The organism is Pseudomonas sp. FH4 (assembly GCF_000510915.2).
GTDB lineage: Bacteria > Pseudomonadota > Gammaproteobacteria > Pseudomonadales > Pseudomonadaceae > Aquipseudomonas > Aquipseudomonas brenneri.
Window position 1 is genome coordinate 14,503 of sequence record NZ_AOHN01000020.1, and the last position, 12,802, is coordinate 27,304.

General features: G+C 61.8%; 11 protein-coding genes. 6 read left to right on the top strand and 5 right to left on the bottom strand.

Annotated features, from left to right (window positions below; translation table 11 throughout):
- Positions 1-24: 24 nt before the first annotated feature.
- Positions 25-933, bottom strand: a complete 909-nt coding sequence (locus tag H097_RS15200) for a LysR family transcriptional regulator (protein ID WP_082445615.1) — start codon at positions 931-933, stop codon at positions 25-27.
- A 124-nt stretch (positions 934-1,057) separates the two neighbouring features.
- Between H097_RS15200 and H097_RS15205 the strand changes: the two genes are divergently transcribed.
- The 6 genes from H097_RS15205 (at position 1,058) to H097_RS15230 (ending at position 8,969) form a co-directional block, all read left to right on the top strand.
- Complete coding sequence (locus tag H097_RS15205) at positions 1,058-2,278, top strand: MFS transporter (protein ID WP_032860760.1); 1,221 nt, start codon at positions 1,058-1,060, stop codon at positions 2,276-2,278.
- Between the two features lie 54 nt (positions 2,279-2,332).
- Positions 2,333-3,043: a FadR/GntR family transcriptional regulator gene (locus H097_RS15210; RefSeq protein ID WP_032860761.1), complete on the top strand. Its 711-nt coding sequence runs from the start codon at positions 2,333-2,335 to the stop codon at positions 3,041-3,043.
- A 112-nt stretch (positions 3,044-3,155) separates the two neighbouring features.
- Positions 3,156-4,349: an L-2-hydroxyglutarate oxidase gene (gene lhgO / locus H097_RS15215; protein ID WP_032860762.1), complete on the top strand. Its 1,194-nt coding sequence runs from the start codon at positions 3,156-3,158 to the stop codon at positions 4,347-4,349.
- Between the two features lie 87 nt (positions 4,350-4,436).
- Positions 4,437-5,765: an MFS transporter gene (locus H097_RS15220; RefSeq protein ID WP_032860763.1), complete on the top strand. Its 1,329-nt coding sequence runs from the start codon at positions 4,437-4,439 to the stop codon at positions 5,763-5,765.
- A gap of 80 nt (positions 5,766-5,845) precedes the next feature.
- Positions 5,846-6,697, top strand: coding sequence for a CAP domain-containing protein (locus tag H097_RS15225; RefSeq protein WP_032860764.1), 852 nt, complete (start codon positions 5,846-5,848; stop codon positions 6,695-6,697).
- A gap of 85 nt (positions 6,698-6,782) precedes the next feature.
- Positions 6,783-8,969 carry a response regulator gene (locus H097_RS15230; RefSeq protein WP_032860765.1) on the top strand — a complete coding sequence of 729 codons (2,187 nt, stop codon included), beginning with the start codon at positions 6,783-6,785 and terminating at the stop codon, positions 8,967-8,969.
- Positions 8,970-9,083: 114 nt separating this feature from the next.
- Here H097_RS15230 and H097_RS15235 read toward each other — a convergent pair whose 3' ends face one another.
- From H097_RS15235 to H097_RS15250, 4 genes are all read right to left on the bottom strand, one after another.
- Entirely contained in the window at positions 9,084-10,211 is a 1,128-nt protein-coding gene (locus H097_RS15235; protein WP_032860766.1) for a diguanylate cyclase, read from the bottom strand.
- Between the two features lie 166 nt (positions 10,212-10,377).
- Positions 10,378-10,950 (bottom strand): nucleotidyltransferase family protein, encoded by a 573-nt coding sequence (locus H097_RS15240; protein WP_032860767.1) that lies wholly within the window; start codon positions 10,948-10,950, stop codon positions 10,378-10,380.
- A gap of 55 nt (positions 10,951-11,005) precedes the next feature.
- Complete coding sequence (locus H097_RS15245; protein ID WP_032860768.1) at positions 11,006-11,485, bottom strand: VOC family protein; 480 nt, start codon at positions 11,483-11,485, stop codon at positions 11,006-11,008.
- Positions 11,486-11,542: 57 nt separating this feature from the next.
- Positions 11,543-12,754, bottom strand: a complete 1,212-nt coding sequence (locus H097_RS15250) for an EAL domain-containing response regulator (RefSeq protein ID WP_032860769.1) — start codon at positions 12,752-12,754, stop codon at positions 11,543-11,545.
- Between the last annotated feature and the right edge of the window lie 48 nt (positions 12,755-12,802).

The window sequence follows — 12,802 nt, forward strand, 5'->3', positions numbered from 1 at the left end:
ATTCCTGTTTCCTGGTATTTCGTATCAAGGCGGTGGGGATTGTACCTGTTCTGCGCCACAGACCTGGCGCAAACAACCGCGCAACCAACGATGCGCGAGGTCGGCATCCAGGCGTGGATGCCAGAGCATTGCCACGCTGAACGGTGGCACCTCAACCGGCAGGGCAAAACTGCACAGGCCATCGCGCAGGCCGCTGGTATAGCGCTCGGGAACGCTGGCGATCAGGTCGCTCCTTTGTGCCAAGGCCACGGCCGTAGAGAAGCCGGTGACGATGGTCGCCACGTCTCGCGTCAGGTGCAAGGCCTCAAGCGCATCGTCAATCTGCCCGCGCTCGCGCCCGCGCCGGGACACGTAGACATGCCGGCCGGCGGCGTAGCGCGCGGTGGTGATAGGGCCTTGGCTCAGTGGGTGGCCGGCGCGGACCACACCGATAAAACGGTCGCGAAACAGCAATTGGGTCAGCACTTCTGGGTTGGCCGTGCTATCGACCACACCGGTTTCCAGATCCACACCGCTGTCGCGCAGCGGCGTGCCATCGTGGCCGGATTTATGGACGAAATGCAGGCGCACGCCGGGTGCTTCTTCGGCGACACGGGCGATCAGCGCAGGGCCGAAACTTTCGACAAAACCTTCGCTGGTGCGCAGCACGAAGGTGCGCACCAGGCCCTTGAGGTCCAGTGCCTGATGTGGACGCAGCAGCACTTGGGCATCCTGCACCAGTTGGCTGACCTGCTCGCGCAACTCCAGGGCGCGTGGGGTCGGTACCAGTCCCCGGCCTGCACGCACCAGTAAGGGGTCGCCGGTGGTTTCCCGCAAGCGGGCCAGCGCGCGGCTCATGGCCGACGGGCTCAGGCCCAGGCGTTGAGCGGCACGGGCGACACTGCCTTCGGCCAGCAGCACGTCCAGGGTGACCAACAGGTTGAAGTCAGGCAGCGACACAGGATGATCCTCATCAGGCGTTTGACGCACATATAGAGTGCAACTACTGCGTCTACCGCCATGTTAGGCGAGGCCGTAGAGTGCGGGCAACAACCACGGAGCAGAACGAGAAATGCCCATGACGTCCCCTACCCCACGCGGCGCGCTCGCCGGCTTGTCGTTGTGCATGTTGCTGGCTTCACTGGGCACCAGTATTGCCAATGTCGGCCTGCCCCAGATGGCCGAGACCTTTGCTGCACCTTTTGCAGCGGTGCAGTGGGTGGTGCTGAGTTATTTGCTGGCGATTACTGCGGTACTGGTGAGCGTCGGGCGCCTGGGGGATCGGCTCGGACACCGCCGCCTGTTGCTGACGGGGGTGATGCTCTTCGCCGTGGCTTGCGTCCTGTGCAGTGCCGCGCCCTCCCTCGGTATGCTGGTCGCGGCGCGGGCGCTGCAAGGGTTTGGCGCGGCGATCATGCTGGCAATGACCATGGCGCTGGTCGCGGCCACCGTGCCCAAGGCGCAGACAGGCCGCGTCATGGGTTTGCTGGGGACGCTGTCGGCGGTGGGCACCGGCCTGGGGCCGGCCATCGGTGGCGCGCTGATCGCGGCATCTGGCTGGCGCGCGCTGTTTCTGATCATGTTGCCGTTGGCCGCCCTGGCGTGGGTGCTGGTACACCGCACACTGGCCGACAGCAATCCACAGACATCAGCCGCGGGGCGTTCCAGTGTTTTCGCGGCACTGCATGATCGGGCCCTGGGCGCCGGGCTGGGCATGAGTACGCTGGTGGCGGCCGTGATGATGACCACCCTGGTCGCCGGGCCGTTCTACCTGAGCCATGGCCTGGGACTCGATCCCGCGCAAATGGGCCTGACGATGGCCGTCGGCCCGTGTATCGCGGCGCTGGCGGGCATGCCGGCCGGGCGCCTGACTGACCGCTGCGGCAGCTATGCCACGACGCTTGGTGGCCTGTTGTGCATGCTGGCAGGCTGCCTGGTGCTGGCGTTGATGCCCCTGGGCATCACAGGTTATATCGGCGCATTGGTCATCCTCACCCTGGGCTACGCGCAATTCCAGGCGGCCAACAACACCGCAGTGATGAGTCATGTATCGGCGGATCGACGCGGGGTGATTGCCGGCTGGCTGAACCTGTCGCGCAATCTGGGCTTGATCATCGGCGCGTGGGCGTTGGGCGCGGTGTTTGCCTGGAGCACAGGCGATATCCACTCCGCCCTCCCCATCGCCGTGGGCCACGGGTTGCGCATGACCTTTTGGGTGGCCTCGGGGCTGGTTGCGCTGGCACTGCTGCTGGCCTTCGCGCGCCGGGTAAAAACGCTGCAGGCCAGCACGGCGCCTTGACAAGGGAAAATCGTAACGGCTATTGTCTGACAACCTGATCACCTAGGTTTCGTCATGCTTGAGCTCCAGCGTCCAGATTCCCTCGTCGTGCGTGTTGTCAGCGCCATACGGGCCGAGATTGACTCCGGACAACTGGCGCCCGAGTCGCGCCTGCCTACCGAACAGCAACTGGCTGAACAGTTGAATGTCAGCCGCTCGGTGGTGCGCGAGGCGATTGCCCAGCTCAAGGCCGATGGCGTACTCACCGCCCGGCGTGGCCTGGGCTCGTTCATTTCGCAGACCCCGGCCGGCACGGTGTTCCGCTTTCCGGAAAAGAACGGCCGACGTCCTGACCTCGCGCAAATGTTTGAAGTGCGCCTATGGATCGAAACCCAGGCAGCCTCCATTGCCGCCCAACGCCGCGACGCGGGCGACCTGCAGCGCATGAAACGCGCCCTGCAGGAAATGCACGACAAGCGCGCAGACTTTGCAGCCGCCGCCCTCGCCGACGTGGAGTTTCACCGAGCCATCGCCGACGCCAGCAAAAACGAATACTTCGTGGCCTTCCACGACTTTTTGCGCAACCAGTTGGCCAGCGCGCGCAAGACCGCCTGGGAGAACTCAGCCTCGCGCTTTGCCAGCGGCTCGGCGGATGCCACCGAGGAACACCAGGCGCTGTACCAGGCAATCCTCGACGCAGATCCCCAAGGCGCCGCCGCTGCCGCCGAAGCGCATTTGCGCGCTGCCGCCAAACGCCTGCAACTGGAACTGCCCGCGACCCACTGATCGACCCGATACCGATGAAGCGTACCTGCGGGCGCGTCGTTTTTTTAACAAAAACATTAGTCTGACAACCTGATAAGCAGACTGAAATGTATTGATTTAGGTAGCCCCACACATGATTTATGACTTTTGCATCATCGGCGGCGGCATTGTCGGCCTAGCCACCGCGATGGAGCTGCTCAAGCGCCAGCCCAACGCGTCACTGGTGATCCTGGAAAAGGAACCGGTGCTGGCCAAGCACCAGACCGGCCATAACAGCGGCGTGATCCATGCCGGCATCTACTACGCACCCGGCAGCCTCAAGGCCGACTTGTGCAAGCGCGGCGCCGAGGCCACCAAACAATTCTGCCGCGAACACGGGATCAAGTTCGAGGTGTGCGGCAAATTGCTGGTGGCCTCCACGGCCCTGGAAGTGCAGCGCATGGAAGCGCTCTATGCACGCTCGCAACTCAACGGGATGAACGTCGAGCGCCTGGACGCGGATCAACTGCGCGCCCGCGAGCCGAATATCGTCGGCCTGGGTGGGCTGTTCCTCGACGCCACCGGGATCGTCGACTACCGCCAGGTCTGCGAAACCATGGCCGCGGTGATTCGCCGCAATGGTGGCGAGATCTGCCTGGAAAAAACCGTGACCGCGATTAGCGAAGACACCGACAAAGTCACCGTCAGCACCCACGACGGCGCCTGGCAGGCGCGGCACCTGGTGGTGTGTGCCGGCCTGCAGTCGGATCGCCTGGCGACCCTGGCCGGAATCGATATCGATCACCAGATCATCCCGTTCCGTGGCGAGTACTTCCGCTTGCCGGCGTCGAAAAACAACATCGTCAACCATTTGATCTACCCGATCCCTGACCCTGAACTGCCGTTTCTGGGGGTACACCTCACCCGCATGATCGATGGCAGCGTCACCGTTGGCCCCAATGCCGTACTGGGCCTGGGCCGGGAGAACTACAAGAAGTTTTCCGTCAACTGGAAGGATGTGGCCGAGTACGCGCGTTTCCCCGGGTTCTGGAAAACCATCTGGCAGAACCTCGGCTCCGGCAGCGTGGAAATGAAGAATTCGTTGTTCAAGTCCGGCTACCTGGAGCAATGCCGCAAGTATTGCCCATCCCTGGAGATCGACGACCTGCTGCCCTACGAGGCCGGGATCCGCGCCCAGGCGGTGATGCGCGACGGCACCTTGGTACATGACTTCCTGTTCGCCCAGACGCCACGCATGTTGCATGTGTGTAACGCGCCGTCACCGGCGGCCACCTCTGCCATTCCGATTGGCGAAATGATCGCCGACCGCATGTTCAAGGCCAACTGAAAGCCCTGACACAAATCCTCTGTGGGAGCTGTCTCGCCCGCGTTTGCAACACCCTAATAAATATAATGACTGAGAAGGAAGTACAGCATGACGGCAAAAGCCCACAACCCCGCCACGGTGGAAACCCCGGCACAAACCAAGAAACGCCTGCGCAAGGTCGCTGCCGCCACCATCTTCGGTTCGATGCTGGAGTGGTATGACTTCTACCTCTACGCGACCATGGCGGCGATTGTGTTTTCGAAGATTTTCTTTGATAACAGTGACCCGAAGACCGCGACCCTGATGGCCTTCTCCACCTTCGCCATCGGCTTTATCGCCCGCCCCTTCGGCGGCATTCTATTCGGCTACCTGGGCGACAAGTTCGGCCGTAAACATGTGCTGGTGTTGACCTTCTGCATGATGGGCGTGTGCACCACGCTGATCGGCCTGATCCCCAGCTATGCCTCGATTGGCATCTGGGCGCCGATCATTCTGGTATTTGTCCGCATCATCCAGGGCCTGGGCGCCGGCGCCGAGTTGTCCGGCGCGGCGGTCACGTCCTACGAGCATGCGTCAGAAGGCAAGCGTGGCAGCCAGGGTGCCTGGCCGGCACTGGGGTTGAACCTGGGCCTGTTGTTGTCGTCGCTGACCGTGTACCTGCTGACCATCAATGGCAATGAGTTCCTCCTGGCAGGCGGCTGGCGCATCCCGTTTATCTGCAGCATCGCCCTGGTGGGTGTGGGCCTGTGGGTGCGTAACAGCATCCCGGAAACCCCGGAGTTCAAGGAGTTGAGCAAAGAGCCTGCCAAAGCCAAGGTCTCACCGCTCAAGGCCCTGTTCAAGAATGACCTCAAGGGCCTGGCGGTGGTGTTTTTCGTGGCAATTGGCTACAACGCCCTGAGCTACATCTTCAAGACCTTCTCCCTGGCCTACCTGACGCAGTTCAAGGGTGTCGACGTACATGTCACTTCGTTGTCGGTGACCATCGCAAGCCTGGTGGCCATTGTCGCTGTGCCGTGCTTCGGCTGGCTGTGTGACAAGTGGAGCAGCAAGTCGGTGCTGGTACTCGGCGGTGTGTTGTCGCTGCTGTTCGCCTACCCGTTCCTGGCGCTGTTGAACACCGGTGAAAGCCTGATGATCTACCTGGCCATCGGGATCGGCACCGGGATCCTCGCGCCGATGATGTTCGCCCCACAGGGCTCGTTCCTCAGCCGCCAGTTCCCGACCCAGACCCGTTCTTCGGGCTTCGGCACCGGGCGTGAGATCGGTACGGCCATCGCCGGGGGCCTGGCGCCGCTGGGGGCCCTGTCGATGGTGGCCGCCTCGACCACCCACTCGACGGACGGCGTAGTGATCATCCTCGCCATCGCCTCGGTGTTGGTGGTGGTGTTTGCCCTGTGTGACCAGGGCCGCAAGCACTCGGCATTCAAGAACTGAGGGCAAAATGTTGCCCAAGGGGTGCATCTGCGCCCCTTCATCGCGCATCATGGGCACTTTCATGCTCAAGGGAAACGTCCATGCGCGTTCTGTCATTGATGATAGGTGTTACGACGCTGGCCGCCAGTCTGGTGTTTTGCGCCACGGCGTCGGCGAGCGAAGAGAGTCAATTGATCGACTCGATCAACCAATACCGCAGCCAGGTGCAGCGCTGCGGCGACCAGGGTTCCCAGGAATTGCCGCCGCTGGCGGTCGACCCGCGCCTGGTGTTGCCGGTCAACAATGTTGGCGACTTGCAGCAAGCCCTGGCCCAAGTGGCCTACCCCATGGTCAATGTGCAGGCGATCAGCCTGACCGGTCCTCGCGACTCGCAATCGGCAATGAAAGCGGTGCGTGAGAGTTTCTGCCGGGTGGTGCTGGACCCGCAATTCGTCGATATTGGCGTCAGCAACAGTGGCCAGGACTGGCGCATTGTCCTCGCCCGTCCGCTGTTGAGTCGCGGCCTGGCCAGCTCCGAGACTGCCGGCCAGCAGTTGCTGGAGATGGTCAATGCCGCCCGCAACCAACCTCGCCAATGTGGCACGCAGACCTTCGCCGCGACTACACCGCTGGCCTGGAACGCTCAGTTGGCAGGCGCCGCCGACAGCCATGCGCGCAACATGGCCAACAACAACTTCTTCGACCATCTGGACCGCGACGGCCGCACACCCGGGGACCGTGCGGAACTGGCGGGCTATGTGGCCCAACAGATCGGTGAAAACATTGCAGCCGGCCTGGATACGCCGCGCAAAGTGGTCGATGGCTGGCTCGCCAGCCCCGGTCACTGTGCCAACCTGATGAACCCACAGTTTCGCGAATTGGGCGCCGCCTATGGGCTGGATCCCAAGAGCGATGCAGGCATCTACTGGACGGCGCTATTAGGCACGCAATAGTGCTGAACTGGCCCGCGCTGTCCGGGTCTGTTGCTTGGCATTGCGATGAAATACAGCAAAGTGCGACAAACAGGGTAATCAGCAAATGACAGACTGGCTGCAAGATTGCGGTGAAATGGCCGAACGGGTTCGCCGCCATGACTGGGCCAACACCCCTCTGGGGCCAATCGATCAATGGCCGGATGTACTCAAGACCACCGTTTCGTTGAGTCTTGCTTCGCATTTCCCCCAGGCGGTGGTCTGGGGGCCTGAGCTGATCACCTTATATAACGATGCGTTCCTGCCGATCCTCGGCAACAAGTCCGAAACCCTGGGCCAGCCCTTCAGTGCTATCTGGCAGGAAGCCTGGAGCCAGATCAGCCCCATCGCCGACGCTGCATTCGAAGGCCGGGCCACGTTTATCGAAGACTTTGCGCTGATCATCGAGCGTGGTGATGCGCCGGAACAGGCCTATTTCACCTTTTGCTACAGCCCGATCCGCGATCCTCATGGCAAGGTCGTGGGCATGCTCGATACCGTCACCGAGACCACCAACGCCGTGTTCATGGCCCGCCGCCTCGCCGTGCTGGATGCGATCGGCAACGGTGTGGCCAATGCCACCGATCCGGCGGCGATCATGGCGGCCACCACACGGGTGCTGGCGACCCACCTGAACCTGTCCAACTGTGCCTATGCCGACATGGAAGCCGATGAAGACGGCTTTACCATTCGCGGCAACTGGGCCGCAGAAGGTTCGCCCAGCATCGTCGGGCACTATCGCCTGGCCGACTTCGGCCAATTGGCGGTCAAGCGCCTGCAGGCCGGCGAGCCGCTGATCATCAATGACAACCTGACGGAACTGACGCCCGAGGACGCCGCGACCTTCCAGGCCATTGGCGTGACGGCGACGATTTGCATGCCGCTGATCAAGTCCGGGCGCTTGACCGCGCTCATGGCCATTCACGACCGCGTCCCGCGCCGCTGGTCGTCCTACGACCTGGCGCTGCTGGGTGAAGTCACAGAACGCTCCTGGGCCCATATCGAACGAGTACGCGCCGATGCCATCGTGCGCGAAGGCCTGTCGGCGCTGGCCGATTTGAATGCGACCCTGGAGCAACGGGTCATGGAACGCACCACCTTGCTCAACCAGACGGAAGCGGCGTTGCGCCAGTCCCAGAAGCTCGAAGCCATTGGCCAGTTGACCGGTGGCGTGGCCCACGACTTCAATAACCTGCTGACCATCATCCGCTCGTCGGTCGATTTCCTGCGCATGCCCAACCTGCCCGAAGAACGCCGCCAGCGCTACATGAGTGCCGTGTCCGATACCGTAGAACGCGCCAGTAAACTGACCAGCCAATTGCTCGCCTTCGCCCGGCGCCAACCGCTGAACCCGCAAGTGTTCAACGTGGGCCAGCGCGTGCAGAACATCGGCGACATGTTGGAGACAGTTACTGGCGCGCGGATTCATGTCAGCGTCGAATTGCCTGAACGGGCCTGTCACGTCTGCGCGGATTCCAGCCAGTTTGAAACCGCCTTGATCAACATTGCCCTCAACGCCCGGGATGCGATGGACGGCCAGGGCACGCTGGTGCTGCGCCTTGAAAGAGACCAGCCGCTGCCGTGCATACGCGGGCACGGTGGTTCAGGCAAACCCTTCGTGGCGATCTCCCTGGCGGACACGGGCAGCGGGATTGCCAAGGCGACCTTTGAACGTATCTTCGAGCCGTTCTTCACCACCAAGGAGGTCGGCAAAGGCACTGGGCTTGGCCTGTCGCAGGTGTTCGGGTTCGCCAAGCAATCGGGGGGCAACGTCGATGTCGCCAGCGTGCTCGGCCAGGGCACGGTGTTTACCTTGTACCTGCCACAGGTGGAGCCCGAGGCGCTCCTGGACTGCACCGTCCAGGCCCCGCTCGAACTGGACCCGGACGCCGTGCGGCGGCGCATCCTGATCGTGGAGGACAACCTGGAAGTGGGCCGCTTCGCCAACCAGATCCTGCAAGACCTGGGTTACCAGACGGTCTGGGCCACCCATGCCGAAGAAGCGCTGGAGATGATCGGCCCGGATGCACGGGCGTTCGACGGGGTGTTTTCCGACGTGGTAATGCCGGGCATGGGCGGCGTGGCGCTGGCCAGGGAGTTGCGCCGGCGACGACCCGAGCTGCCCGTGATCCTGACCTCGGGCTACAGCGAGGAGTTGGCCAAGTGCGGCTATGACGGCTTCGAGTTCCTCGCCAAGCCCTACTCCGCCGACCAGGTCTCACGGGTGCTGGCCAAGGCCATGGGCAAAGACTGACTTGCAGGAGCGATCGGGCTCGCGAAAAACGCAAGAGCACCGCGCCTATCCCGTCAGCACGCGTTATCGTTAACGCTCTTCGCGAGCAAACTCGCTCCTACAAAAGGCTGGTTGCTAGGACGCGACCGCCACCTGGTTGCGCCCCATGGCCTTGGCGCGGTACAGGGCTTTGTCGGCGGTGTTCATCAAGTGCTGCAAGTCGTCACCCACGGCATGGGTCGAGGCCACTCCCAGGCTCGCACTCAAGCCGTGCACCGGGTCGATGCTTAAGCCGGCAATGGCGCGGATCAGTTGCTCGCCGATGTCGCGCGCCACTTCAAGGGTCGTATCGGGCAACAACACCGCGAACTCCTCGCCCCCCAGGCGGCCGTGGATATCCGCCTGGCGAAAGGAGGCGCTGATCACCTGGCCAATCTGCCGTAATACCCGGTCCCCGGCCTGGTGGCCGTAGGTGTCGTTGATGGCCTTGAAGTGATCCATATCCAGCATCAGCGCACACAGCGGCTGATGGGTGCGTGTGCATTGGTCATACAGCACCTGGGCTTTATCGAAGAATGCCCGGCGGTTCATCAGCCCGGTGAGTTCGTCGGTCTGCGCCGCGCGCGTTGAAATACTGTGGGCACGCTCTATTTCACGGGTCAGGCGAAAGGCCGTCTCCAGCGCCTCGGACAATTTACGCGAGGCGCCCACCACAAATGATGAGAACACCAGCACGGCGATCGCCATGCCCAGCTGCATCTTGGACGGTTGAAACAGCAACCACAGGGTACACGGCAACAACACCAGCGCCATGGACACCATAGTCATGTAGCGGTAGGCCGAGTAGCACGACACCGCGCTGACCGACATGCCCACGGCAAAGAGCATGACCAGCGCCTGGGTCAACCGATCATCGGCGGGCATCACGGCAAAGGCCCCTATGCCCCAGATACCGGCCGACAGCACCAGGGTGATCCAATAATGACGCTCCCAGCGTTGCGGTGTGCGCTCGCTACGGGGGCTGCGAAAATACTGGAGAAACATCGACAAACGCAGGAGCGACGAGCCTGCCAGCAATACCAGCCAACCGATCATCAGCCGGGGATCAAGCCGGTCCCAGCACAGCCAGCACAGCATGCCCGCGGCCAGATAACTGCCAAAAACCGCAGAGAAGGATTGGCGAAACAGCTGATGCAGGCGATCAGTACGCACCTGCTCTTCGATGAAAAAATCCTGGTCCTGCCCACGCCCAAGGCCATTCATTTGATTTGCCTGATCCAATGCTGCGACAAAATGGCATTGTGGCATCATGGCCGCAGGCGGAACAGCAAAATCACCTGCCCATGTCGCGCAAAGACCCGAGTTAAAGCCTTTGGATTATCACTATCGTAGGGGTAGCCACGTACAGTAAGCGCTGGCAAACCAGCGCCTAGTGCCCGGTCGAGGTGTGTTCAATCCTGAGCCATGGCCAACGAGCCTGATAGCTCCTGGCTTTATGTTCGAACAGTCCTGGCTGCGGGGTGATGGGGTTGAGCCGCAGAATTCCCTGTTCGGTATCGGCCAGGCCGTAGGGCGCATAGATTTCGCCAGTGTCTGCTGCCAAGGCGATACAAGTACCCGCCACCAGGTAGCGATCCACCCCGGCCTTGGCTGAGCGCAACTGGGGGTAAGGCATGCCGAATCGCTGCGGGTACCACAGGTGAACACGCGCCTGGTTTTTCACTTCAATATTCACGCCCAGGTCGTGGAAAAGCTCGGCGGCGCGCGCAATGACTTCATTCTCGGCTTCCCAGGACACATCCGTGTCGAAATAGAACACGTCGTAATCCTTCACTCCCCAGTCGGCGGTTAATCCGGCCTGATGATTCCATACAGCCTGGAACAGGCAGCCGGCGGTCAGCAGGCATTGCTCCAGGCCAAGGGCTGGCAAGCGCTCGATCATTTGCGCATTGATGGGGTTGGCCATCACCAGCTCGACCAGCCTCTGGGGCGTCAGTTTCATATGCATTCCGTTGCCGTTGTTGCGTGTTGAGGATCGACGTTATATCAGGATTTCATCACCCTTTGAGCGCCGCCTCGATGGCCGCGATGTCGATTTTCACCATGCCCATCATCGCCTCGAATGCGCGCTTGGCCGCCGCAGGATCGGGATGGGTGATCGCCGCCGTCAGCACGCGCGGGGTGATTTGCCAGGACAGCCCCCACTTGTCCCGACACCAGCCACAGGCAACCTCCTCTCCGCCGTTGCCGACAATCGCTTGCCACAGGCGATCCGTTTCGGCCTGGTCGTCGGTGGCCACCTGGAAGGAAAACGCCTGGTTGTGCTGGATACCTGGCCCGCCATTGAGGCCCAGGCACGCAATGCCCATGACGGTGAACTCCACGGTCAGGACATCACCCTGCTTGCCCGCAGGGTAATCGCCCGGGGCTTTATGGACAGCCTCTACCGTGCTGTCCGGGAATGTGCGGGCGTAGAAGTTGGCAGCCTCCAATGCGGCGCCGTCGAACCAGAGGCAGATGGTGTTTTTGTGGTTCATCGGGATGCTCCAAAAAAGGCAATTGACTGCTTCAGTCTAGCCCTTACTTTCAAAACATCAGAGCGTGCTGCGTGACGCCAACTTCATTTCCAGCCACGAAAGCGCACGCGTTGCGCTCATGGGGCGCGCGCAGAGATAACCCTGGCCCTGATGGCAACCCAATTTGAGCAAGCGTTGGCGCTGGCTTTCGTACTCCACGCCCTCTACCACGACTCCCATATCCAGAGCTTCAGCCAATGCCAGAGTGCTGCTGATCACCGCACAATTACGGGGGCTGCTATCAAGGTCACGAACGAAGCGCGCATCGAGCTTGATTTCGGTGAAGGGCAACTGGCACAGACGCTCCAACGAAGAGTAGCCAATACCAAAGTCATCGATGGACAGACCGGCGCCCATCATCCGCAGGCGAATCAAGGTTTCAAGCACCCTGGGAGACACCTCCAGCAGCCCGCTTTCGGTGATCTCGAAAGTCAGGCGCGAGGCAGGTATCGCGTAGTGCTCCAGCGCCTTGCACAGATGCGGTAACAGCGACTCACAAGACAGCTGCTCTGCCTCCAGATTAAACGCCAGGGACAACACATGCCCCTGCGCCTGCGCTATTTGCAGGAAGGCCAACGCCTGTTCCAGCAGGGCAAAAAACAGCTCATCCATCAAACCGAACTGGCTAACCTGCGGCAGGAAATCCGCCGGGCATAGCACGCCGTGCTGCGGATGCTCCCAGCGCGCGAGTACTTCAAGGCTGTCGACTTCACCGGTCGCCAAATTGAACTTGGGTTGAAAAAATGCCTTGAGTTCATTCCCTGCAATCGCCTGTTCCAGGCCCGCCTGGCTGGCAAGCGGGTAGCGAGCCTTCGCAGATACATTCCCGGCGGCGACGGTGGTTTCCAGGTATCGGCTTAACAGTGGCGTGATCGCCCCTGCGCGTACCGGCACATCGACATACCCCAGGACGCTGGCTCCAAGCATGCCGACCATACGGTCGATGGCGTCTTGCAGGTCTGGGGCAAGCGCGCTGCAAATGATGAGCGACTTGACCCGGCGGGTGCGGCTGAGTATTTCGAGCGTCGTCAGCCCTTGCATGCCCTCCTCGTTCAAGGCACAGAGCACGATATCCACTGGCCCCGCGTGCTCCAGCAACTGCAGCGCAGCATTCACATCGGCCGCGCCCACCACGCTGTCACAGCCGGCGTCCCTGAAGGCCTGAATGGCAACGAGTTGCTTGAAGGGGTGCTCTTCGATGACCAGAACACGAATCGGGAGAAAGGACATGACACATCACAGATGAGATAGAAGTGCGCCCATTCTCACGACACGTCC

What these genes read in the sequence shown, in the direction of transcription:
- H097_RS15250 (WP_032860769.1), bottom strand. Translation starts at nt 12,754, where the DNA reads ATGTCCTTTCTCCCGATTCGTGTTCTGGTCATCGAAGAGCACCCCTTC.
- H097_RS15210 (WP_032860761.1), top strand. Translation starts at nt 2,333, where the DNA reads ATGCTTGAGCTCCAGCGTCCAGATTCCCTCGTCGTGCGTGTTGTCAGC.
- H097_RS15225 (WP_032860764.1), top strand. Translation starts at nt 5,846, where the DNA reads ATGCGCGTTCTGTCATTGATGATAGGTGTTACGACGCTGGCCGCCAGT.
- H097_RS15235 (WP_032860766.1), bottom strand. Translation starts at nt 10,211, where the DNA reads ATGAATGGCCTTGGGCGTGGGCAGGACCAGGATTTTTTCATCGAAGAG.
- H097_RS15240 (WP_032860767.1), bottom strand. Translation starts at nt 10,950, where the DNA reads ATGAAACTGACGCCCCAGAGGCTGGTCGAGCTGGTGATGGCCAACCCC.
- H097_RS15220 (WP_032860763.1), top strand. Translation starts at nt 4,437, where the DNA reads ATGACGGCAAAAGCCCACAACCCCGCCACGGTGGAAACCCCGGCACAA.
- lhgO (WP_032860762.1), top strand. Translation starts at nt 3,156, where the DNA reads ATGATTTATGACTTTTGCATCATCGGCGGCGGCATTGTCGGCCTAGCC.
- H097_RS15245 (WP_032860768.1), bottom strand. Translation starts at nt 11,485, where the DNA reads ATGAACCACAAAAACACCATCTGCCTCTGGTTCGACGGCGCCGCATTG.
- H097_RS15205 (WP_032860760.1), top strand. Translation starts at nt 1,058, where the DNA reads ATGACGTCCCCTACCCCACGCGGCGCGCTCGCCGGCTTGTCGTTGTGC.
- H097_RS15230 (WP_032860765.1), top strand. Translation starts at nt 6,783, where the DNA reads ATGACAGACTGGCTGCAAGATTGCGGTGAAATGGCCGAACGGGTTCGC.